The organism is Streptomyces sp. NBC_01335, assembly GCF_035953295.1.
Classification (GTDB): Bacteria; Actinomycetota; Actinomycetes; order Streptomycetales; family Streptomycetaceae; genus Streptomyces.
The window spans coordinates 711,150-732,140 of sequence record NZ_CP108370.1 but is presented as its reverse complement, the minus strand read 5'-3'; the positions used below and the strand labels follow the sequence as shown (position 1 = coordinate 732,140).

Below are 20,991 nucleotides of genomic sequence, written 5' to 3'. Positions count from 1 at the left end.
AGCAGAGACGGAGAACGCTGCCACGCTAGGAAGCTCGTGCGTCGTGGCTCTCGCGATTGGCGAGGACTTGTTCCATGTGGGTCTGGGCCCACTGCCTGAGCCCGCGTGTCAGGGGGTGGAGTGAGAGGCCGAGGTCGGTCAGCTCGTAGGTGACGGTGACAGGGACCGTGGGTGTCACGGTGCGGATGAGCAAGCCGTCGCGTTCGAGAGCCCGTAGGGTCTGGGTCAACATCTTCTGGCTGACGCCAGCCAGTAGCCGGGCCAGCTCGGAGTAGCGCATCGCCTTCGGGGCGTGCGATGCGCCGGACTGTTCGGGTGTGTCACCGCCCAGTGCACACAGGATCAGGACGACCCACTTGTCTGATATGCGGCATTGCGGCCAGCGCGCTGGCCGCGTTCCGCCGGACCGCCGAGGCCGACACGGAGGCCGACCGTGCCTACCGGGCCGAGCAGGGGCGCCGCTGGTTCCGGCACAACCCGACCGGCGAGGCCTCCACCACCGCCCGGGGCCGCGTCGCCCAGCACCTGCTGACGGTGCGCCTGGAGCAGCTGCACGAGCGGTTCACCACGGGGCGCCGGGCCGCCCGGGCCGGGGCCGGGTTGTGGACGGACCGGCTGCCGGAGCTCGCCGCCCGTGCTCTCGACGGCGGCGCCACGGGGGGCGGTGATCGCGTGACGGCCGAGTCGGAGCTGAGTGGGGTCGACTTCGCGCGTCAGGCCCTGACCGCCGCCCGGGAAGCGGCGAGGAAGAACGGCGCCACCGCCAAGAAGCCGAAGCGGCGCACCACCATCGTCGTACGGTGCGATGGGCGCGAGCGGCTCGGGCTGGGCAGTGCGATCAGCCGGATGCTGACCGAGCGCGGTATGACCGCCCCGGCCGCCGGCGGCAGCGTCCTCGCCCACTTCGACACGATCCTCGCCACGATCGCGCCGGAACTCGCCGGCCGGGTCCGGGCCGTGGGATACGACGCGGACACCGGGCGCCTGGACGTCGTCCCCGGCACCCCGGCGGTCGCTACGAAACTGCAGTGGAGCGCCCCGAAGCTGAGCGCGGCCGCCAACGAGCAGGTTCCCGGAGCGAGCGTCCGTACCGTGCACGTCCTGGCGCCTGGCGCCCGCGACGGCCGGCCCCGTCGTGGCAGCCGAACCGGTCCCGCCGACGGTGCCCGCCGGACCTGCCGTGCGCTGCCCGCACCGGCCGGCTACCACCAGGCGCTCGCCGCCCACCGCGCCGCTCGCCCGGCGAAGACGACCACCGACTCGAAGGTCCGGGCTGCTGTCGAGCGGCAGATCCGCGAGCAGGACCGCGAGCCGGAGGCGCTGTTCGGTGACGGCCGCCAGGCCCTCGAGGAGCTCCGCGCCAAGGCCGCCGCCCAGCAACGGGCCGTGACCTCCAGCGACGCCGCCCGCGCCCGGGGCCTGCAACGCCTCGCCGCCGAACGCGCCGGACTCACCACGCTCACTCCAGCGAGGCCGGCCGCCGCGCCACTGACGTTGAATCAGACAGCCTGACCCCGCCCGACCGGCCACGCGTACCTCATGCGGAGTACGCATATGCCCAGTACAGAAGACGTGTTACGGCTCACGATCGGCGCCCTGATGCGCCTGACCAGCGAGCGCCAGACCGACCTCGCCGACGGGATCGGGCTGAGCCAGACCCAGATCAGCCGCAAGCAGGCCGGTACCGCCGCGTGGTCTTTGACCGATGTCGACCGGCTGTCCGCCCACTACGGCATCCCCGTCCCCGACCTCCTCGCCGGAGTCGACCGCGCCGTTCACTGCCTGCCCGTACGGCGCCGAGCACCCGCACCTGGCGCCGCCCAGCTGACGATCAGCCCGTAACCGTAGGCGCCGCCTGGCCCGGAAGGCGGCGGGAGGCCGACGAGGTCAGTCGGCAGGCGTCCACGGGGGATCCGGTGTGCTGTTGATGGCGCCGCAGTTCCAGCAGTCCCACTCGTCGGGCAGCTTGTACAGCTCGCTCCACAACCCGGTCGGTTTCCCCCACACGACGCAGTCCGCCTCGCAGTCCCAGCACTCGAACTCGAAGTTCACGTGGCCCTCCATCCCAAGGGGGTGCGGACCGGAGGCCGCCGCACCCAGAGGTGTGTCGTCAGGCGGGTCCGGTGCCGCTGTCGTCGGGGTCAGGGTTCGGGGCCGGTTCCGGTTCCGGGGCGGGGTCCGGCGCGGTTCCGGCTCCGTACCCGGATCGGATGCGGTCTCGCTGTCCGTGGCGTCGGCGGGGGAGCGGTCGTCGAGGGTGATGGTGACCCGCTGGCCGTGCGGGGTGAGTCCGGCCAGGCTCGCCTCGATCCGTTCGTACACGGTGTCGGCGAGCTCCTGGTCCCCGTCTCCCTCCTTCGCGGTGTGCCGGAGCACGTGGAGGCTGATGAGCAGGGCGATGAGCGAGCGCCCGGACAGGGCGACCCGGATCCGCTCGTCTCCTTCGGGGGCGACCTGCGGCGGGACCCGGAAGTGGCGGTGCCCTCCGGCCTGGGCGGTGATGAACTCCCAGATGTCCCGGTTGCACAGCAGGTCGACGGAGGAGACCCGAGCGGCTTCTTTGAGCAGCGCGGTGTGCTCCTTGCTCACCACAGCCGGTGCCGGCGGAGGCGTTTTCCCCGTCCTCGGGAGCCGGATCGGCGGCGGGCGAAGCGTCCGACGTGGCGGCGGCTTCCAGCTCCTTGACCGGGGCGAGCTCCGGCTGGGCACTCGGGGTGCTGGCCGGGAGTGAGGCCACCGCGTCGTTGTCGGCAGCCTCCGTCAAGGAGACGGGGCCGGCGGTCCGCTGCTCGGGCACGACGTTCAGCAGCGTTCGGGTGGGCTCGGTGCCGTCGGCCGACGGTGTGATGACGGTGCTGTACCGGGCGGCGGGTCCGATGGTCGGCGCGGACGTCACCGTCTTGGCGAGATCGGTGAGGGTGGCCTGGACGCCCTCCAGGAGCGCGCGGAGCTGCTCCAGCTCCTGGGCGGTCGTGTCCTGCTGACTCTCTGACGGCCGGGCCAGAAGGAGGTTCTTCGTGTCCTTCAGCGCTCTGGTCATGGCGGCGAGCTCCTGGACCGTGCCCTGGTGGGCTGACGCGTTGGCCGCCTTCACGTCGTCGAGCCCTCGGTCAAGGGATTCGCTCAGAGTGATGCCGGTGTGGAGCATCGCCTGGTGAAGCATGGTCAGGCCGCTGGAGGCGTCCTCGCCCTCGGGCCCCTTCTTACGGTAGTTCACGTCACCTCACTATGAGTAAACGTACTGTCACAGCAGTACTTTCCTCCCGGAGCGGCGCCCGCGCGGCCCGTTCCCGAAGCTCGCGGGGGATTTGCTTGATCCGGGAGGTGGCGGCCGGATCGCCCGGGCGGCTGCCTGCGCCAGGGTCACTTCCGGTCGCGTCACCGCGCCTTGCGGCATCAGGGGCGTCAACTCGCAGGCGCATGGGTCCAATTCACCCGGTCGTGTTTCGATGAGGCGTCGTCGCCCACATCGCCGAGATATGGCCTTCATCACTTCCGCGACGGCTCACGGACATCAGCCTGTTGCACGGAGTTGCGAAGTTGCTGGTCAGGCAGGTAGGACGCTGCACTTTCAGTGACCGTAAGGGGTCGGCTGAACGCTCAACGTGAAAGAGGTGGGGGGAGCCCTTTTCGTAGTGCTTGGAGATGACCTGCCATGTCGTCGAGGCTGGTGAAGTAGATAAACCGCTATCGACGGAAGTCGCCTGATCCGGGAGCTCAAGCCGGGCCCAGTTCCTCGCCCGGCGGGATGAAGGCGTCGGCGCTGTCGGCATCGTCAACATGCCCGTGAGCGTCCATCGTGATGGCCGTTGCCCGGCCCTGCGACGTGATCAGCCACGCGAGCACCTGTTCCGTGAGCGGGGTATTCCCCGGGCCCTCGTCATTCCAGTGGGCCCGCCACCCGCCACCGGGTACTGCGGCTACGACCTGGTCGGCTTTCTCAAGGTGGGAGAAGTCCTCGTAGTCCGTGACGGGACGCATGGCGCCTCGCTTGGGGTCGACGACAAGCGCCGTTCCGGTTCTCGGGTCCCATGCCTCAACCCGCACCATGCGCCCTGTCTCGGTATCGGTCCCGTCGAAGATGGCGGTCCAGCCGGTCTGATTGAAGTAACGAAGATCCACCGCTCCATCATCTCGCACAGCAATGAGCGCCAGTCGGCGGCTACTTGCTGCTCACGTTCATCCGTACGCACCTCTGCACATACGCGAGTACGCCGACACCCGGCCGCACGGCGAGGCCAGAGCGCTCACAGGCACGACGCCTGGCGTACCGCCACCACCAGCGTCCTCGCAGCAGTGCGCAGCTTGTCACCCGAGCGGTGGGAGGCGAGGACGTCCGCAATGGCCAACCGGCGGCGACTGTGAAAATCGCTGTCCGATCACCGGAGCACGGTGATAGACATCCGGCGTGGCAAAGAATCTTGAGTTCCCTGACCTGTTGCGACTGATCGATGAACGGTCCACCGCCTTCCGCGCCGTGGTCGCCGCCGCGCCCGGTCTCGACGCGCAGGTGCCGACCTGCCCCGGATGGACGCTGTTCGATCTGGTGAAGCACCTGGGTGGGGGAGACCGTTTCTGGGCCGCCATCGTCGGCGCGGGGTCTGCCGACGCTCCCCCGGCCGAGGCCGTCGCCGCGCGCGCCGCGCTGGAAGTGCCGCAGGAGCGTGAGGCCCTGCTGGCCTGGCTGGACGCGTCGACGCAGCTTCTGCTGGGCGCCCTGCACGCGGCGGGACCGGAGAGCGGTTGCTGGACGTGGTGGCCCGCGTCGCAGTCACCGCAGATCGCCGGCGGCACCGCCCGGCACCGGGTCCAGGAGACCGCGGTGCACACCTACGACGCCCAGCTCGCCGGGGGCGCCCCGCAGCCGCTGCCGGTCGAGCTGGCACTCGACGGAGTGGAGGAGTTCCTGTTCACCGTCTGCGCAACGCCGAGTGCCTGGCCGCACAAGCCCACGGCCTTCGACTTCCACGCCGCCGAGGGCCTCTCCTGGCGCCTCACCGTCGACGGCGACGGCGCACGCACCACCCGCATCCCCGCGCCCACCGCCGCGACCAGCGAAGACTCGGACGCAGCCGGCGCCTCCGTCCACGGCACGGCCAGTGATCTTGTCCTCTACCTATACGACCGGATCCAGGCCGACTCCTTGCACGTTGACGGAGACGCAGGGCTGCTCGACCTGCTCCGCGCCTGGGAGCCGGAGGAGAAGTAGGACGTAGCGGGAGCTGTCGGCCGCGCCTCGAGCGGTAAGACACGACTCTTCGCCAGGTTCGTCAGTCGCGGCACCGGACTCAAACCCGCGAGGCGGCCTCGGGGCGTCACCAAACCGACCGTCTACCTGGATGGCAGTGCGAATTTGTCCGTCCCAGCGATCACGAGAAGCGACGCGACTGCCGTCGTCCCGATCTCGTCGAGAAGTCAGTCGATCGGGTGACTGCGGCGGCTGCCGTGCATGAGAGCAGGGCCTCTTGGTAGCTCGAAGGGTGTCGAATATAACGTGCGGTCCAGGAGGCTCTGTTGTCGCATTTCTATGGCAACGCGAGAGTGGGGTCCGCTTCAGCCACTCTCGCGTGTGACTGTCTGGCTCACAGGTTCGGGAACGCCAGAGACCACGGGGCGCGCGAGCGTCGGTATCCCACCGACATGTCGGACGCCGAGTGGGCGGTGGTCCGGCCACTGCCGCCGGTGCCGGGCTGGCTGCGGGGCCGGGGCGGGCAACCGGAGGCTTATTGCCATCGCGCGATGCTGGACGCGATCCGCTACCTGGTCGACAACGGCACGAAGTGGCGGGCCATGCCTGCCGACTTCCCACCGTGGGACCGGGTCTACGCGTTCTTCCGGCGCCGGCGCAACCACGATCTGGTCCGCGAGTTCCACGTCCGGCTCGCCGCCTGGTCCGCGAGCGGGCCGGGCGGGACTCGGAGCCGGGCGCAGGCGTGATCGACTCGCAGCCGGTCAAAGCGGATGCGGTCGTCGGCTCTGACAGCCGCGGCTTCGACGGCGGCAAGCTGATCAACGGGCGCAAGCGGCACGTCGTGGTCGACACCCTTGGCCTGCTGCTCGCGGTGATGGTCACCGCAGCGGATGTGGGCGACCGCGCCGCGGCCCAGGTCCTGCTCACCCAGGCCACTGCCGCGCACCACCTGCTGGCCCTGGCCTGGGCCGACGGCGGATACACCGGCAGCCTCGTCGAGTACTGCCTCGCGGCCCTCGGGCTGGTCCTCGCCATCGTCAAACGCAGCGACGACATGCGCGGCATCGTCGTGCTGCCCAAGCGTTGGATCGGTCGGCGGCCTCGTACCGGCACGCGTGCGGCACCGGGGCGTCCGCCGGCGCCACCTCGGTCACCCCGAAGCGGCGCCGCAGCCAACTGCTTTCCGTCCCGGTGATCCTTCTGAGAGAAGTGTGTGAGGCGGCGTGAGGCGCGCTCTCGGCGTAGACCGAGCGTCCTTTCTTGATGAGGTGAATGCCAGAGGTGGTCGCGAGGGTGGCGGTGGTGTGAGTGGACGTCAAAGGTAGAACGTTCGGTCTTGACGGCCGTGGGTGGAGTTGCCATGCTGAGTCGAGACAGAACGTTCGGTCTCTGTAGCGTCCGGTGACTCGTCCTCCTCACCTTCATGAGGGAGGAGGAAACCGATCGCGGTATCCGCCGAACCGCCTCTTCCCCCTCGTCACAGTCCCGAAAGGATCATCGTGCCCACCGTTGACTCACCCGCCGCCGGCGGCATCGCACCGGCACTGCGCCGGCTGTACTTCGTGCGGTTCGGATTCGCCGTCGTCTGGGCAGCCCTGTTGTTCACCACCAAGGCCGACCTCGGACCGCTCGGCGTCACCCTCGTCGTCATCTATCCCCTGTTCGACGTCGCCGCAGCAGTCGTCGACGCCCGCTCGGCCCGCGACACGGGATCGATTCGCGCGCTGCAGGTGAACATGGCGATCAGTCTGATCACCGCCGTCGGCCTGGCCATCGCCAGTGCCTCCGGTGTACCGGCCGTCCTGCGTGTCTGGGGTGCCTGGGCGATCGTCTCCGGGATCGTGCAGCTGATCGTGGGCGTCGTCCGCCGTCGGCTGGGGGGCCAGTGGCCGATGATCATCAGCGGCGGCATCTCCGTGCTCGCCGGCGGATCGTTCGTCATGGGAGCGTCCGCGACGGACCCGCAGCTGAGCAACGTGGCCGGCTACGCCGTTCTCGGCGGAATCTTCTTCCTCGTCTCGGCGCTGCGCCTCGGCCGCGCCACGAGGGTGAGCTGACGGGACACCAAGACGTGCGACGTCGTCGTCATAGGCGCGGGACCGGTCGGGGGAGAACGCTCGATCAGGTGGGTGTTCCGCTCTTCCGCTCGATGGCGCGTGCGCCGTACGGTCGCGGCCGGCGCGTGCGGCCCCCTGGCGAAGGTGCGCGGAAACCACCTCTCGTCGATACGGAAATCGGAGGCAGGAAATTGAACCTGCGGAAGAACATGACTCGTTGTGCCACGGTCGCCGCACTGGTGGTACCTGTGGCGGCGTTGGCCGCTCCTCAGGCCATGGCTGCCACGGGTACCCATGCGGCCACCGGGCGCGCGGGTGGCACGGTCGAGCCTGCCGAGCCGCTCGGCAGGCTCGGCCCCCTGACGGATCTCGTCATCGAGCGCATCCGCATCAGCGATGACGTGGCGGCGTCCAAGTTCGGCACCGCGTCGCCCATCGAGGATCCTGTACGCGAGGAACAGGTCCTGGAAGGAGTCCGGGCGCAGGCCGCTGTCGTCGGGGTGAACCCCGACGAGGCCGCGGTGTTCTTCCGGGACCAGATCACCGCGAGCAAGGCCGTGCAGAAGGGTCTGTTCGCCCGCTGGACCGCTCACCCGGAGGGGGCGCCCGCGACGCGCCCCGACCTCGGTCCGATCCGCGAGCGGCTCGACCAGCTGACCTCGGAACTGCTCCAAGAGCTCAAGGACACACAGGAGTTGCGCGACAAGCCCATCGCCTGTGCGGTGCAGCTCGCGCTCGCCGGCGGATCGGGGGCCGCACTGGAGCGGCTGGACACGCTGCACCGTCAGGCGCTGCGGACGGCGAGCCACTCGGTGTGCGGCTCCAGCGCCTCCGGTGTCTCAAGTGGCTCCGGGGCATGACAAGTTGGCGCCGGGAACCTCCAACCTGCTCAGGGCGTGTGTCGAACGTCCGGCCTGTCCGGCGACGCCTGGCGCGCACGTTCGCCGCATCGTCGGGATCGCCCCGATACATCCAGTATCGGGGCGACCCTCCGCCGTGCGATCGCACGCACCGGACACCCCCGGACCCACCCTCCGGGCGGACGGCGCTACCTTCGACACACGGCCTCGGATCGGCGTTGGCCGGTCCGGGGAATCCACGGGAGGGATCAACACGTGAACTCTGCATCACCTGAGGGGCGGGGTTCCCCTGTCGGGCGGCGCGTCTTCCTCGGCACGCTCGGGCTGGGCGCGCTCGGAGTCGTCGCCGCCCCCGCGCTGCAGCGGGGCACGGAAGCTCTGGCCGGCCTTGATCCCACCGGGCTGACCGGGCTGCTCCCGAACGGAGGGGGCTTCCGCTACTACTCGGTCACCTCGTCCGTTCCGCACAAGGACGCCGAGACCTACCGGCTCACCGTCGACGGCCTGGTCGACCGCCCGGGGACGTACACCCTGGCCGATCTCCGGGCGCTGCCCCAGACCCGTACGGTGCGCGACATCCAGTGCGTCACCGGCTGGCGCGTCCCGAGCACCCCCTTCGAAGGGGTACGCCTGTCCCACCTGCTCGACGCCGCGGGAGTACGCTCCTCGGCCGGCGCGGTGCACTTCACCTGCTTCGACGGCGCGTACACCGAGAGCCTCACCCTGGAACAGGCGCGCCGCGCGGACGTCATGGTCGCCCTGCGCATGCAGGACAAGGAGATCGGCCACTCCCACGGCGGACCGGTCCGTCTCTACGTGGCGCCCATGTACTTCTACAAGTCCGCCAAGTGGCTCTCCGGCATCACCGTCACGGAGAACGTGGAGCCGGGCTTCTGGGAGGAGCGCGGTTACGACATCGACGCCTGGGTGGGCCGGTCGAACGGGCGGGACGATGAGCCGACGACCTGATCCCCCGCGAACGGCCGCCCGGCTGCGGCGATTCAGCCCGGCCGAGCGCTGGGCCCACCGCACGACGGCCGTACTGATGGGCGTGTGCCTGACGACCGCTGCCTTCCTGTACCTGCCCGCGCTCGCCGAACTCGTCGGCCGCCGCGCCCTCGTGGTCACCGTGCACCAGTGGTCGGGAGTCGCTCTCCCCGTCCCGGTCGTGATCGCGCTCGCCTCCCGGGCTCTGCGCGCCGACCTGACCCTGCTGAACCGCTTCGGCCCCCACGACCGCCGGTGGCTGCGCGCGGCCCTGCACCGGGACAGGCGGCCGTCCTCCCGTCCGGCGGACAAGTTCAACGCCGGGCAGAAGCTCTACGCGGCCTGGACGGCCGGTGCCACGCTCGTCATGCTCGGCACCGGGCTGATGATGTGGTTCACCCACCTCACCCCGCTGGTCTGGCGCACCGGGGCCACCTTCGTGCACGACTGGCTGGCCCTCACCCTCGCCATCGTCGTCGGCGGCCACATCGGCAAGGCGATGGGCGATCCCGAGGCCCGTCGGGGCATGCGCACGGGCTCGGTCGCACGCGAGTGGGCCGAGCGGGAGCATCCGCTCTGGCGGCCCGACCGAGAGCCGCCACACTGACGCGGCCGGTCAGACGGTGCGGGTCTGCAGGATTCCTTCGACGCCCTCCAGGAAGGTCTCGCAGACCAGTTCGGGGTCGGAGAGGCAGCCGGAGGCCATGGCGCCGTCCCGGAGCATGACGAGATGCCGGCCGGCGATGTCAGCGGGCGTGCCGCCGGTCCGGGCCAGCAGTCCCGTGACGGTCTCCAGGAACCACTGCCGGTGAGTCAGGACGGCCCGGTGGATCGGGTGGTCCGGATCGGGGTACTCCGCCGCCGCGTTCAGGAAGGCGCAGCCCCGGAACCCCGGAGACCGGATACCCGCGGTGATGACCCGGCAGACGGCCCGGATCTTGTCGGGCACCGACTCCTCGCCCGCCTGAGCCGCCTCGGCCTGCGCCCTGAGGCCCTGGTCGGCCTGCTCGAGGTAGGCGAGGATGAGTTCGTCCTTGCCCTTGAAGTGCCGGTACAGCGTGGCACGGGTGACCTGAGCCTCCGCCACGATCCGGTCGACACCGACGGAGTGGATCCCCTCCGCGTAGAAAACTCTGGTCGCCGTGTCGAGCAGTCGGGATCGCGCTTCCGACGTGCTGTTCTCCCTCGTCTTCTGACTCATCCGCCCAGATTAGCAAGGGTGAGGGAGAACGATCGGTCGCGGCGAGGTCTCTCTCCGGCGAGGCTCCCTTTCCGGCGAGGCTCCCTCTCCGGAGGAACTCGGCGCGCCGGGTCGGCGAGTTCCCGGGTGCCGACGGATGCCAGGAGGTCCAGCACGCCCGCGCTGTCGTTGCCGACCGCGGGGGCGAACCGGAGCGGCCGAAGTCGGCCGTCCTCGCTGAAGAGGCTGAAGCAGCCGACTTCGATCGGGCCGAGTGCGGGATGGCCGAAGCGTGTGCGGTGGCTGCGCCGCAGCGCCACGTCGGACCTTGCCGAGTGGCTCCGGCCCGGCGGACCCGCACCCTCGGTCCTCGACCGCGCGCGTGCCGACTTCGGCCCGGCTCTGGTCTCCGCCGACGACGTCCGATGACCGTCGGCGGCCGCATCCGACTCCGCCCGGAGTCGGGGTGGCGCCTGTATTGACAGTACGCCGTCATGTCGGTGTCAATGAGTGGGAGCGCTCCCACTCACTGGACTTCCCTACGGTTCCCCCCCACCGAGGAGACGCACATGCCGATGCTTTCCGCGCGATTGCTGCGCAGACCCTGGACAGCGGCCGTAGCCGCCCTCGCGCTGGCCTTGTCCTTCTTTGTTGTCGTGCCGGCCAGCGGCTCGGACATGGCGGCCGGATGCCGGGTCGACTACACGGTCGACCAGTGGACCGGCGGCTACACCGCCCAGGTGCGTGTCACTCATACCGGTTCCGCGCTCAGCGGTTGGCAGCTGACGTGGACGTACGGCGGCGACCAGCACGTCACCTCCGCCTGGAACGCGACCGTCACACAGACCGGTCACGCCGTGACCGCCACCAACACGGCCTGGAACGGAGGACTGGCCGACGGCGGTACCGTCGACTTCGGTCTCCAGGGGACCTGGCAGTCGGCCGGCCCGGCGCCCACGGACTTCACCCTCAACGGCCTGTCCTGCGGCGGTGACGGCACCTCACCACCGACGACGCCGTCACCGACCCCCACCGCGACCCCGTCTCCCACCGCGACCCCGTCCCCCACCACGACGCCGTCACCGACCACGACCCCGCCCTCCGCGGAATGCGGTAATGCCGCCGTCTGCGACGGCTTCGAGGACCAAGCCGGACCGTCCCCCGCCGGGAACTGGCGTTTCACCGCCCCCGACTGCCAGGGCACGGGCACGGCCACCGTCGATACGGGGGTCGCGCACAGCGGCACGCGGTCGCTGCGGGTGGACGGGCGGGCCGGCTACTGCAACCACGCCTTCGTGGCCGCGACCGCGGACCTGTCGTCGGTCGGCCCGGTGCTGTACGTCCGCATGTGGGTACGGCACACCACCGCGCTCCCGGCCGCGCACGTCGCCTTCGTGTCGATGCCGGACAGCTCGCAGGGCGGCAAGGCGCTGCGGATCGGCGGACAGAACGGCGCCCTGCAGTGGAACCGGGAAATCGACGACGCCACGCTCCCGGCACAGAGCCCGGTCGGGGTGGGGCTGAGCAGGCCACTGCCGACGGACAGCTGGCAGTGCCTGCGGTTCTCGGTCGACACCTCGGCACCGAAACTCGACACCTGGCTCGGCGACGAGCTGGTTCCGGGGCTGCACGCCGACGGCGTACCGACGCAGGACGTCGACGCGCAGTGGCTCTCCCGGACCACCGCGCCGAGACCTACCGCCCTGCGGCTCGGCTGGGAGAGCTACGGGACCGGTGACGACACCCTGTGGTTCGACGACGTGGTCGCCGGCTCCTCGCCGGCCGGTTGCTGACGACCGGCGCGAAGCCGGACAGGAGGCGCTTCAGCGCCCGGTCCGCAGGCGAATGTCCTGGGTCCAGGCGTTGGAGCGCCCGGAAGGGGTGGTCTTGCACGCGGGGGCGTAGCAGCGCCAGAACCAGTCGCCGTTCCTCCGCCGGCGGATCTCGATCTCGGCGCCCCGGCACCGCCCGCATTTCGGCGGGCGGGCGAAGGTCTCCGCGTGCTCGTGCGCGAGCAGCCTGCGGGCGAAGTGCGCGCCGCGCATCGCGACCATCACCTCCCGGGTCCAGCTCTGGGACAGGGCGTTCAGGCTGCCGAGCAGGACCACCTGCTCGTCGAAGACCGCGATCTTCTGGTGCATGACGTTCATCGGGATCACGGTGTGGGCCACGGCGCGCAGGTCCGCGATCAGCGCCTGGCTCGCGGGCTTGCGTTGCAACTGGTCCGTGTCGTCGCGGACGAAGACCGTGATGCGTACACCTCGGCCGGCAGCGGCCGCCAAGGCGGGGAGCAGGGAGCGGAGCCGCTTCGCCACCCAGGGCGCCCAGAGCCACAGGGAGTGTTGTGCCCGGTTGATCTCCTCGGCGAAGGTGTCGTAGAACGTCGTCTCGTCATGGACGTCGGTCACCTCCACGTGCCGGCCCAGCACCTCCGCCAAGGCCGCGCCGAACTCGCCGCGGAACGGCACCGGCGCCTTCGGCGGGGCGATCAGGTGCTTGGCCTTCATGACCCGGACGCCCGGGGACCCGATCAGTCCGGCGAGCCGGGACAGGGCTGTCCCGGGTTTGGCGTTCCTGACGCGGGCCCCGCCGGCCACGACGTACAGCCGGGTCTTCGTCCGGGTGACCGCGACGTTGAACAGGCGGACGCCGTTGCGGTGCCAGGCCTCGGCGCCCGGCTGCCGGTGGGCGAGGGCCATCCACAGCTCACGGCTGTTCTCGTTGCCCTCCACCGTGTCGAAGACGACGACGTCGAACTCCCGGCCCTGGAACCGGTGGGCCGTACCGACCTCCGCCAGGGGGTGTCCCGCGCCTTCGACGTCGCGCAGCGCCTCCAGGGTGGCCTCGGCCTGGACGGCGTACGGCGTGACGATGCCGGCCTCCTCGCCCTGCTCGCGGTGGAGTTCCACCAGGGCCCGGGCGAGGAGGGAGCCGGCGGGCCACCATCCCTTGCGGCTGCCGGTCAGGTGGGCGTGCGCCAGTTCGTGCAAGCCGTCGGTGTCGATGAGGACGATCTCGGGGTCGTTGTCCGGCCGTTCCCGCACCATCTGGGGGCCGCCGGTGAGGACACCGCCGTAGGCGAGATCGTTGGCCAGGCGCATGACGGCGGGGCCGAAGCGGTGCTGTTCGGTGAGGGTCACGCAGGACGGGTGCGCCCGGGCGTCGGAGGGATCGTGGATGCCGCAGTGCTGAAAGACGTCCGGGTGCAGCCACCGCTTGATGTCGGGGCGGTCGTTGTTGCCGAGGGACGGCGGGATCACCGGCCCCAGCTGCATGAAGTCTCCGAGCAGGACGGCCGCCCGGTCTGCCTTTCCGGTGGCGAGCAGGACCTCGGGGAGCGTCGCGGCGCCCGCCTCGTCGACGAGGACCACGTCGTACGGCCCCTCAAGGACCGTTCGGTTGGTGCGGAACCGGGCCAGGGTGGTGGCGACCAGCCTGGCGGACTTGATGATCTCGCCCTGGGCGTTGCGGGCGAGCCGTTCGTACTCCTCCTGCGCCTGCTGGTACCGCTTCTCCAGTTCCGGGCGGCGGGTGCGGTCGGCGGCCACGGCGGGACGGAGGCGTTCGGCGCGGTCGTGCTGGGCCGGCCAGCCTCGTCCGGCGGCGTGTTCGGTGAGGTCATGAGCCTGCCGTGCGCGGGCCGCGGTCTCGGACGCCCTGACCGCCTCCTGTTCGAGGACGAGCGCGCGTTGCCGCGCCTGCTCGCTCTCGGCCGCGAGGGACACGGCGTCGGCTTCGAGCCGGGCGATCTGGTCCCGGGTGAGCGGGATCGTCTCTGCCAGCGCGGTGACGCGTGCACCGAGACGGGCGATGTGCGCGGTCGCGGTGGCGCGGGCCTCCTGCGCCGCGACACGGGCACCGGTGGCGGCCTGCCGGGCGTCCGTCAGTTCGTCCCGCAGGGCGGCCATGGTGTCGCGCTGCCGCCACCTGCTGACCGCGCCCTTCGCCTCACGTTCCCTCAGCCTCAGCTCCAGGGAACGGCGGTGGTCGTCCGCGAGCAGGGCGTCGGCCTCGCTGTTCCCCGCCGCGTCCCGGACGCGGGTGATCTCCTCCGAGAGGTCGTCGACTTCGCGCCAGCGGTCCTTCGCCGCGTCGGCGGCCTTCTGACGTGCGCGGGCTTTCCCGACGGCTTCACCGAGGTGAGTCAGCCGCTGGACCGCCTGGCTGAGCCGCTGCTCCGCTTCCGTCACCCGGGATCGCGTCGCCGCCACGTCCTGTCCGGGCGTCCGTATGAACTTCAGGGCCGCGAAGTACGACGGGGCGTCGAACCCCGCAAGGCTGCTGTCGAACGCCGCCAGTTGCCCGGCCCGGTCCCCGATCGCGACGAGTTCGGCCTCGAACGCGGCCCGCCGGGCGGCTGCTTCCGTCAGCCGGGCCCGGACCATCAGCGGCAGGGACACGGAAGGGTCCTCGGCCACCTCTCTCAGATGCGGCGGCCCCACCCGGACGATGTCGCCCGTCGCGTGACGCTTCTCCCGCACCACCCCCAGCAGCGCGTTGTCCACGGCGATATTGGTCGCCGACACCAGCAGCACCCGCCGGCCCTGCGCGATCAGGTCACCGATGGCGCGCTTGAGGACGGTGGTCTTCCCTGTCCCGGGTGGCCCCCACACCAGGTGGACGCCTTCGCCGAGGCAAGCGCGGTAGGCGTCCGCCTGGGCGGGATGGAAGCCCGGCGGGTCGACGGCGTGGACCGAGGCACCGCCGATCGTCGCGGTCGCGAGAGCGGTGGCGAGGGGATGTTCGCCCAGCCCCGCGATACCGTCCCGCAGGGCCTCGACCAGGAAGGTGGGCGGCTGCCTGAGCATCCACAGGCAGGGGTCGGCGATCTCGGCGAACTCCGGTACCCGCAGCGTGAGCAGGGAGCCGTTCTGTACGGTCTCGGAGACGACGAAGCCCTTGGTCTCGATGTCCTCGTCGTCCGCCCCGGCGAGCCTCAGCGAGTCCAGCTGTTCCGGGCCGATGTCGGAACCCCGGAGATCGACCACGTAGCGACCGGGATCACCGCTCCTGGCCGCCTTGCCGACGCGCTGCCAACGCGGCTGCCTGCCCGCGCCCCCCTCGACGGCGATCCACTCGCCGAGCGCCGAGGCGATCTCCTCGCGCCATCCCACCTGTCGTCCCCTCGATCCGCCGCCGGTCCGGTCGCCGGCCCACCCCTGCACCGCACCACACCCACCTGTGGTCGTCACCTACAGTGAACGCCCGACGGCGGACCGACTCAACGCGGTCGGAAGCCGATCCGCCGGTGAGATCCGGCCACATGCTCCAGTCCTGACCCCGGTGGCGCACCGGGCGACCCTTCGGCACGGGCGGGCGGTACTTCGGCACGGGCAGGCGGTACCTCGGCGCGGGCGGGCGGTACTTCGGTGCCGGCGGGCGGTACTTCGGCGCGGGCGGGGGTCCTTCGGTGCCGGCGGGTGACGAGGGGCGGCTCGTGCCAGGTCGGTGCGGACCGGCGGTGCGGCTCGATGCGCGGGTGCGCCGGTGATCGCCGGTCAGCGGCGGCCGGTGGACAGGGTGACGAGGAACTGGCCGCCGCCCGGCTCGATGCCGGCGGTCACCGGCAGCCCCGGTACCAGCCGGGAGAACCGGTCCACCAGCCAGTCCGCCGCCTCCTGGGCGTCCTTCCTGGTCGGACAGCGGCCCACCATCTCGCGGCCCCCCTTGCGCTCCAGCCTCGCGGCGACGGTGATCAGTGGCGCGGGTTCGACCACGTACAGGCGCTCCGGCCAGGCGATGACCACCTTCACCGCACCCTTGCGGGTGTTGCACCCGCGGTGCGCGAGCCGCTCGGCGACCTTGGCCTTACGGTCGGCGGTCCGGCTGTCGACGCTGGGCCCCCGCGGGTCGTTCACCGACTCGTCCGGGTCGACCGCTTCGTCACACACCCAGCAGCGCCAGCCGTCGCGCTCGGCCACATCATCAAGAAGACTCATCCGAGCAAACTAGCCTGCCTGCCGCCACCCCGCGTACCAGGGTCCCGGCGGTCCTGCGCCGCGCGACGGCCAGGTGTACGTGCTCAGCGCCGCCTACACCACGGACGCTGCCCCCAACCTGCTGACCGCACGCGTGAGGGGCCGCCGGTAAAGGGGCATCGCGGGGGTGCCGGCTGGGCCGTGCGGGAAAGCCCCGCGTGTCCGGCTACGCCTGGCACGCTCGCTCGCCGCGTAGTGGGGACCACCCCGATACAGCCAGTATCGGGGTGACCCTCCGCCGTGCGATCGCACGCACCGGACGCCGCCCGACCCGTCCTCCGGGCGGACGGCGCCACTTTCACGACTCGGCCTGGGCGAGCGGCTCGTGGTTGACCCAGATCGCCTTGTACGGGCGGCGGGCCTGCCAGCCGGCGATGAACTCGCCGATGCCCGGGAGGGCGAAAGCCGCGTCGAGTGCGTCGAGGTCGGCCAGGGCGAACTGGACGACGGCGGAAGCGACGGCCACCGGGGCGTGGTCGTCGCTGGGTGCGCGCAGGTGGGTTCGGGCGGCGAAGGAGTGGAAGGTGCCGGTGCTCGCGGTCAGCTTCTCAAGCCCTTGCAGGTATGCGTCGAGCTCGTCGGAGGGAATCGGTTCGTCGAAGGCAACGATCATCGTGTGGTGAATCATGTCCCGATTGAACTGGTGGTTCTCCGTGAAGTCCAAGGCCGACGGGGTATGAATCCATTCCTCTGAGGAATGGCCGGGGCGGTATTGTGGCGGCATGGCCGAGCTGGAGACCCGTGAACTGGAGTACTTCGCCGCCCTCGCCGAGGAACTGCATTTCGGCCGGGCGGCGCAGCGGCTGGGGATCGCGCAGCCCGCCCTGTCCAAGACGGTACGGAGGCTGGAGGACCGGCTCGGGGTGGTGCTCGTGGACCGCTCCAGCCGGCACGTCGCCCTCACCTCCGCGGGCGAGGTGCTGCAGTACCACGGCCGGCATGCGTTGCTCGCCGTCGGGGCGGCGGCCGAGAAGACCCGCCGGGCGGGCGAGCGGGGGACCCGGCTGCGCCTGGTGATCAAGCCCGGCGGAGACGCCGACCTGCTGTCCGGCATCCTGGCCGCCTACTCCCAGCGGCCCGGCGCCCGCCAGGTGGACATCCTCTTCGGCGGGTCCACCGACCGCGCCGATCACGTGCGCGACGGCCGGGCGGACGTGGCGCTGCTGTACACGCCGTTCGACGACCTGACTGGGCTGGACCACGAGACCCTGATGGTCGAAGGCAGGGTGGCGGTCCTGCCGCCGGACCACCGGCTCGCCGGCCGCGGCGAGGTGACCCTCGCAGACCTGGCCCACGAGACGCTGCCGCGCTGGAAGGGCGTACGCGGCAATGGCGTGCCGGGCAATGGGGTACCCGGGTTCGAGCCTGTCGCCGGGTCCGGTCCCGAGGTCGCCGACGGCGCTGAGCTGACACACATGATCCTGCTGGGACGAGCGGTCGCGGTGCTGCCGCGTTCGCTGGCCCGGCCGCTGCATCCGGGGCTCGTTCATGTTCCGGTCGCCGACGCGCCGCGCAGTGAGCTGGTCCTCGCCTGGGGGCTGGAGGACCGGCGGCGCCTGGTCGCGGACTTCGTCGCCTCGGCGCTGGAGGCGACGCGGGGCTGAGCCCGTCCGGTGCCGCTCCCGTCGCGGGATTCCTGCGGGAGTACGTGGCCACGCCACGTCCGCCGAAGGCGGAACCGCGGAACCCGGACGCCCGCGATCAGGCACGCTTTTGTGGATCGTCGTTGGTGGTGCGGGACCGACTTCGCCAACCGGGGCGGCCCGCACGCGTGTCAGTGGCGTCGCATAGCGTTCATGGCGCAGGCGCGGGCCGTGACCCGCGCGGAGGGGGTGGGCGGCGGCGTGAGTGACCGTAGGGAGTGGCCGGCGGGGCGCGATCGGGATGCGGCGCTGATCATCAGGACCGACTACGGCGACGAACAGGCCTGGGCTGCGGTGAAAGCGGAGCTGATGACGGCCTGGGGCGATGGAGACTTCGAGCCGTACGTCCACATCGCCGACGATCCGGAGTGGGCGGGCCGCACCCCGGCCGGGCTTCTCCCCTCGGCGTGCGCCGACGAGGAGTTGAGCGTGGTGTTCCTCGCCGACCGCGACTCCATGCGGGGCCGACCCGTCACGTTGCTGGCGGTGGCCGTGCTGACCAGGGAAGAATGCGACAGCGACGAGGAGTTCGAAGCGGACGGCGGCGAGTTCCGCACCGTCCCCGCCGGCGTCCATGAGGTGCACGCGAACCTGATGATCGCCAATCTGTCCTTCGGTGACTTCAAGGAGGCGGCCGAAGAGGACCCCCAGGGCACCTTCCGGGGGTTCGCCGTCCGAGCCGTCTGAGCCGTCCGAGCCGTCCGAGCCGGACGCGGCTCGCCGGCGTGCCACGGAGGGGGACGTGCTGTGGGGCCGGTGCGCGTACGCACCGGCCCCACAGTCACAGCGCCGGAGTGTGCCGGCTACCGGGTCACACCAGGTCGAACCGGTCGAGGTTCATGACCTTGGTCCAGGCGGCGACGAAGTCCGTCACGAACTTCTGCCGTGCGTCGTCGCTCGCGTAGACCTCGGCGAGGGCACGGAGTTCGGAGTTCGAGCCGAAGACCAGGTCGGCGCGGGTGCCGGTCCACTTGACCCGGCCGCTCGCGTCGCGGGCCTCGAACTCGTCCTGCGTCGACGACGTCGACTTCCAGGTGGTGCCCAGGTCGAGCAGGTTCACGAAGAAGTCGTTGGTCAGCGTGCCCGGTCGGTCGGTGAGGACGCCGTGCTTCGAGCCGCCGCTGTTGGCGCCCAGCACGCGCAGACCGCCGACCAGGACGGTGGTCTCCGGGGCGCTCAGCGTCAGCAGGTTGGCCCGGTCGAGGAGCAGGTACTCCGCGGGCAGGCGGCTGCCCTTGCCGGCGTAGTTGCGGAAGCCGTCGTACGCGGGTTCCAGAGCGGCGAACGACTCGACGTCCGTCTGGTCCTGCGCGGCGTCGACCCGGCCCGCGGTGAACGGCACCTCCACCTCGACGCCGGCGTCCTTGGCTGCCTGCTCGACGGCCGCGCCGCCCGCGAGGACGATCAGGTCGGCCAGCGAGACCTGCTTGCCGCCCTTGGCGTTGAAGGACGCCTGCACGCCCTCCAGGACGCGCAGGACCTGGGCCAGCTCGTCCGGGTCGTTCGCCTCCCAGCCGCGCTGCGGCTCCAGACGGATCCGGGCGCCGTTGGCGCCGCCGCGCTTGTCGCTGCCGCGGAAGGACGCGGCCGAGGCCCAGGCGGCCGAGACCAGCTGCGCCACCGTCAGATCCGTGGCGAGCACCTGCTCCTTGAGCGAGGCGACGTCAGCGGCGTCCAGCAGCTCACCGGTGCGCGCGGGCAGCGGGTCCTGCCACAGCAGCACCTCGGAGGGGACCTCGGGACCCAAGTAGCGCTGGATCGGGCCCATGTCGCGGTGCGTCAGCTTGTACCAGGCACGCGCGAAGGCGTCCGCGAACTCCTCCGGGTTCTCGTGGAAGCGGCGCGAGATCTGCTCGTAGGCCGGGTCGAAGCGCAGCGACAGGTCGGTGGTGAGCATCTGCGGCTTGTGCTTCTTCGACGCGTCGTGCGCGTACGGGATGGTCGCCTCGGCGTCCTTGGCGACCCACTGGTGCGCGCCGGCCGGGGACTTGGTCAGCTCGTACTCGTAGGCGAAGAGGTTGTGGAAGAACTCGTTGCCCCACCGGGTCGGGGTGCTGGTCCAGGTCACCTCCAGACCGCTGGTGATGGCGTCGCCGCCCTTGCCGGTCTTGTAGGTGCTGCGCCAGCCGAGGCCCTGCTCCTCCAGCGGGGCGCCCTCGGGGTCCGCGCCGACGTTCTCGGCCGGGCCCGCACCGTGCGTCTTGCCGAAGGTGTGGCCACCGGCGATGAGGGCGACGGTCTCCTCGTCGTTCATCGCCATCCGGCGGAAGGTCTCGCGGATGTCGCGGGCGGCCGCGATCGGGTCCGGATTGCCGTTGGGGCCCTCGGGGTTGACGTAGATCAGACCCATCTGGACCGCGCCGAGCGGGCTCTCCAGCTCGCGGTCACCGGTGTAGCGCTCGTCGTCGAGCCAGGTGGTCTCCGGGCCCCAGTAGACGTCCTCCTCCGACTCCCAGACGTCCTCGCGGCCACCGGCGAAGCCGAAGGTCTCGAAGCCCATGGTCTCCAGGGCGACGTTGCCGGTGAGGATCAGCAGGTCGGCCCAGGACAGCGCCTGGCCGTACTTCTTCTTGACCGGCCACAGCAGACGGCGGGCCTTGTCCAGGTTGCCGTTGTCCGGCCAGCTGTTCAGCGGGGCGAAGCGCTGCTGACCGGCACCCGCGCCACCGCGGCCGTCGCTGATGCGGTACGTGCCGGCGCTGTGCCAGGCCATCCGGATCATCAGCGGCCCGTAGTTGCCGAAGTCGGCCGGCCACCAGTCCTGCGAGTCGGTGAGCACCTCGGCGATGTCCCGCTTCACCGCGGGCAGGTCGAGCGTCTGGAACGCGGCCGCGTAGTCGAACTCCGCACCGAGCGGGTTCGCCACGGCGGGGTTCTTGGCCAGGATCTTCAGGTTGAGGCGGTCCGGCCACCACTGCCGGTTCCCGCCGCCCTGGGTGGGGTGCGGCGCGCGGCCGTGGGCAACGGGGCAGCCGCCTGCCTGTGCCTCGGGCACCTCGGGGATGGCCGTCTCGGGCGAGTCCGGCACGACGGGATCGAAGACATGCGACTCGTGATTCTCGGTCATGGCAATCCTTCCGGACCCGGCGGGTCGT

The 20,991-nt window shown here is 71.0% G+C and carries 19 protein-coding genes and 2 pseudogenes; 13 read left to right on the top strand and 8 right to left on the bottom strand.

Translation table 11 applies throughout. The features are described 5' to 3' along the window. Positions 1–25 precede the first annotated feature (25 nt). Positions 26–376, bottom strand: a pseudogene (locus OG599_RS02935) (winged helix-turn-helix transcriptional regulator); the annotation flags it as partial. On the opposite strand from OG599_RS02935, the gene OG599_RS02930 reads away from it, so the two are divergent. Together OG599_RS02930 and OG599_RS02925 are read left to right on the top strand one after the other, a co-directional pair. Then, the gene (locus tag OG599_RS02930) at positions 298–1,512 is read left to right on the top strand and encodes a DciA family protein (RefSeq protein WP_327174343.1); all 1,215 of its coding nucleotides are present in this window, start codon (positions 298–300) and stop codon (positions 1,510–1,512) included. The pseudogene OG599_RS02935 and the gene OG599_RS02930 sit on opposite strands and share 79 nt — an antisense overlap. Before the next feature lie 42 nt (positions 1,513–1,554). Next, positions 1,555–1,842, top strand: coding sequence for a helix-turn-helix domain-containing protein (locus OG599_RS02925; protein ID WP_327174342.1), 288 nt, complete (start codon positions 1,555–1,557; stop codon positions 1,840–1,842). A 45-nt stretch (positions 1,843–1,887) separates the two neighbouring features. Here OG599_RS02925 and OG599_RS02920 read toward each other — a convergent pair whose 3' ends face one another. After that, positions 1,888–2,589, bottom strand: coding sequence for a hypothetical protein (locus OG599_RS02920; RefSeq protein ID WP_327174341.1), 702 nt, complete (start codon positions 2,587–2,589; stop codon positions 1,888–1,890). Positions 2,590–2,660: 71 nt separating this feature from the next. On the opposite strand from OG599_RS02920, the gene OG599_RS02915 reads away from it, so the two are divergent. After that, the gene (locus OG599_RS02915; protein WP_327174340.1) at positions 2,661–2,984 is read left to right on the top strand and encodes a hypothetical protein; all 324 of its coding nucleotides are present in this window, start codon (positions 2,661–2,663) and stop codon (positions 2,982–2,984) included. Between the two features lie 733 nt (positions 2,985–3,717). Here OG599_RS02915 and OG599_RS02910 read toward each other — a convergent pair. Beyond that, positions 3,718–4,122, bottom strand: a complete 405-nt coding sequence (locus OG599_RS02910) for a hypothetical protein (RefSeq protein ID WP_327174339.1) — start codon at positions 4,120–4,122, stop codon at positions 3,718–3,720. Between the two features lie 286 nt (positions 4,123–4,408). Here OG599_RS02910 and OG599_RS02905 point away from each other — a divergent pair, with 286 nt between their 5' ends. The 7 genes and pseudogenes from OG599_RS02905 to OG599_RS02875 all read left to right on the top strand — a co-directional run bounded on the left by OG599_RS02905 (position 4,409) and on the right by OG599_RS02875 (position 9,702). Next, positions 4,409–5,209, top strand: a complete 801-nt coding sequence (locus OG599_RS02905) for a maleylpyruvate isomerase family mycothiol-dependent enzyme (protein WP_327174338.1) — start codon at positions 4,409–4,411, stop codon at positions 5,207–5,209. Between the two features lie 431 nt (positions 5,210–5,640). After that, complete coding sequence (locus tag OG599_RS02900; RefSeq protein WP_327174337.1) at positions 5,641–5,937, top strand: transposase; 297 nt, start codon at positions 5,641–5,643, stop codon at positions 5,935–5,937. Then, positions 5,934–6,185 (top strand): annotated as a pseudogene (locus OG599_RS35410) (transposase); the annotation flags it as partial. The gene OG599_RS02900 and the pseudogene OG599_RS35410, both read left to right, overlap by 4 nt. Before the next feature lie 505 nt (positions 6,186–6,690). Continuing rightward, positions 6,691–7,248 carry a hypothetical protein gene (locus OG599_RS02890; RefSeq protein WP_327174335.1) on the top strand — a complete coding sequence of 186 codons (558 nt, stop codon included), beginning with the start codon at positions 6,691–6,693 and terminating at the stop codon, positions 7,246–7,248. 275 nt (positions 7,249–7,523) lie between these two features. Continuing rightward, entirely contained in the window at positions 7,524–8,108 is a 585-nt protein-coding gene (locus tag OG599_RS02885; protein WP_327174334.1) for a chorismate mutase, read from the top strand. A gap of 255 nt (positions 8,109–8,363) precedes the next feature. Then, positions 8,364–9,077: a molybdopterin-dependent oxidoreductase gene (locus OG599_RS02880; protein WP_327174333.1), complete on the top strand. Its 714-nt coding sequence runs from the start codon at positions 8,364–8,366 to the stop codon at positions 9,075–9,077. Then, the gene (locus OG599_RS02875) at positions 9,061–9,702 is read left to right on the top strand and encodes a cytochrome b/b6 domain-containing protein (protein WP_327174332.1); all 642 of its coding nucleotides are present in this window, start codon (positions 9,061–9,063) and stop codon (positions 9,700–9,702) included. The genes OG599_RS02880 and OG599_RS02875 overlap by 17 nt, the downstream gene beginning before the upstream one ends. Positions 9,703–9,711: 9 nt before the next feature. Here the strand turns inward: OG599_RS02875 and OG599_RS02870 are convergent, their stop codons facing one another. Continuing rightward, positions 9,712–10,296 carry a TetR/AcrR family transcriptional regulator gene (locus tag OG599_RS02870; RefSeq protein ID WP_327174331.1) on the bottom strand — a complete coding sequence of 195 codons (585 nt, stop codon included), beginning with the start codon at positions 10,294–10,296 and terminating at the stop codon, positions 9,712–9,714. Between the two features lie 548 nt (positions 10,297–10,844). Here OG599_RS02870 and OG599_RS02865 point away from each other — a divergent pair. Next, positions 10,845–12,068, top strand: a complete 1,224-nt coding sequence (locus tag OG599_RS02865; protein ID WP_327174330.1) for a cellulose-binding domain-containing protein — start codon at positions 10,845–10,847, stop codon at positions 12,066–12,068. Positions 12,069–12,098: 30 nt separating this feature from the next. Here OG599_RS02865 and OG599_RS02860 read toward each other — a convergent pair whose 3' ends face one another. The 3 genes from OG599_RS02860 to OG599_RS02850 form a co-directional block, all read right to left on the bottom strand. Next, on the bottom strand, positions 12,099–15,389 hold the full coding sequence (locus tag OG599_RS02860) for an AAA domain-containing protein (protein ID WP_327174329.1): 3,291 nt from the start codon (positions 15,387–15,389) through the stop codon (positions 12,099–12,101). Positions 15,390–15,773: 384 nt separating this feature from the next. Continuing rightward, the gene (locus tag OG599_RS02855) at positions 15,774–16,214 is read right to left on the bottom strand and encodes a hypothetical protein (protein ID WP_327174328.1); all 441 of its coding nucleotides are present in this window, start codon (positions 16,212–16,214) and stop codon (positions 15,774–15,776) included. Positions 16,215–16,551: 337 nt separating this feature from the next. After that, a complete protein-coding gene (locus OG599_RS02850) occupies positions 16,552–16,881 on the bottom strand; it encodes a hypothetical protein (RefSeq protein ID WP_327174327.1) in 330 nt (109 codons plus the stop codon). A 94-nt stretch (positions 16,882–16,975) separates the two neighbouring features. On the opposite strand from OG599_RS02850, the gene OG599_RS02845 reads away from it, so the two are divergent. Beyond that, entirely contained in the window at positions 16,976–17,857 is an 882-nt protein-coding gene (locus OG599_RS02845) for a LysR family transcriptional regulator (protein ID WP_327174326.1), read from the top strand. Between the two features lie 240 nt (positions 17,858–18,097). Beyond that, the gene (locus OG599_RS02840) at positions 18,098–18,583 is read left to right on the top strand and encodes a DUF6924 domain-containing protein (RefSeq protein ID WP_327174325.1); all 486 of its coding nucleotides are present in this window, start codon (positions 18,098–18,100) and stop codon (positions 18,581–18,583) included. A gap of 124 nt (positions 18,584–18,707) precedes the next feature. Here OG599_RS02840 and katG read toward each other — a convergent pair whose 3' ends face one another. Then, on the bottom strand, positions 18,708–20,963 hold the full coding sequence (gene katG, locus OG599_RS02835) for a catalase/peroxidase HPI (protein WP_327174324.1): 2,256 nt from the start codon (positions 20,961–20,963) through the stop codon (positions 18,708–18,710). Positions 20,964–20,991 lie beyond the last annotated feature (28 nt).

Coding starts and splice junctions, on each gene's coding strand:
- katG (WP_327174324.1), bottom strand. CDS start 20,963: ATGACCGAGAATCACGAGTCGCATGTCTTCGATCCCGTCGTGCCGGAC.
- OG599_RS02900 (WP_327174337.1), top strand. CDS start 5,641: ATGTCGGACGCCGAGTGGGCGGTGGTCCGGCCACTGCCGCCGGTGCCG.
- OG599_RS02925 (WP_327174342.1), top strand. CDS start 1,555: ATGCCCAGTACAGAAGACGTGTTACGGCTCACGATCGGCGCCCTGATG.
- OG599_RS02870 (WP_327174331.1), bottom strand. CDS start 10,296: ATGAGTCAGAAGACGAGGGAGAACAGCACGTCGGAAGCGCGATCCCGA.
- OG599_RS02845 (WP_327174326.1), top strand. CDS start 16,976: ATGGCCGAGCTGGAGACCCGTGAACTGGAGTACTTCGCCGCCCTCGCC.
- OG599_RS02875 (WP_327174332.1), top strand. CDS start 9,061: ATGAGCCGACGACCTGATCCCCCGCGAACGGCCGCCCGGCTGCGGCGA.
- OG599_RS02865 (WP_327174330.1), top strand. CDS start 10,845: ATGCCGATGCTTTCCGCGCGATTGCTGCGCAGACCCTGGACAGCGGCC.
- OG599_RS02850 (WP_327174327.1), bottom strand. CDS start 16,881: ATGATTCACCACACGATGATCGTTGCCTTCGACGAACCGATTCCCTCC.
- OG599_RS02885 (WP_327174334.1), top strand. CDS start 7,524: ATGGCTGCCACGGGTACCCATGCGGCCACCGGGCGCGCGGGTGGCACG.
- OG599_RS02855 (WP_327174328.1), bottom strand. CDS start 16,214: ATGAGTCTTCTTGATGATGTGGCCGAGCGCGACGGCTGGCGCTGCTGG.
- OG599_RS02930 (WP_327174343.1), top strand. CDS start 298: ATGCGCCGGACTGTTCGGGTGTGTCACCGCCCAGTGCACACAGGATCA.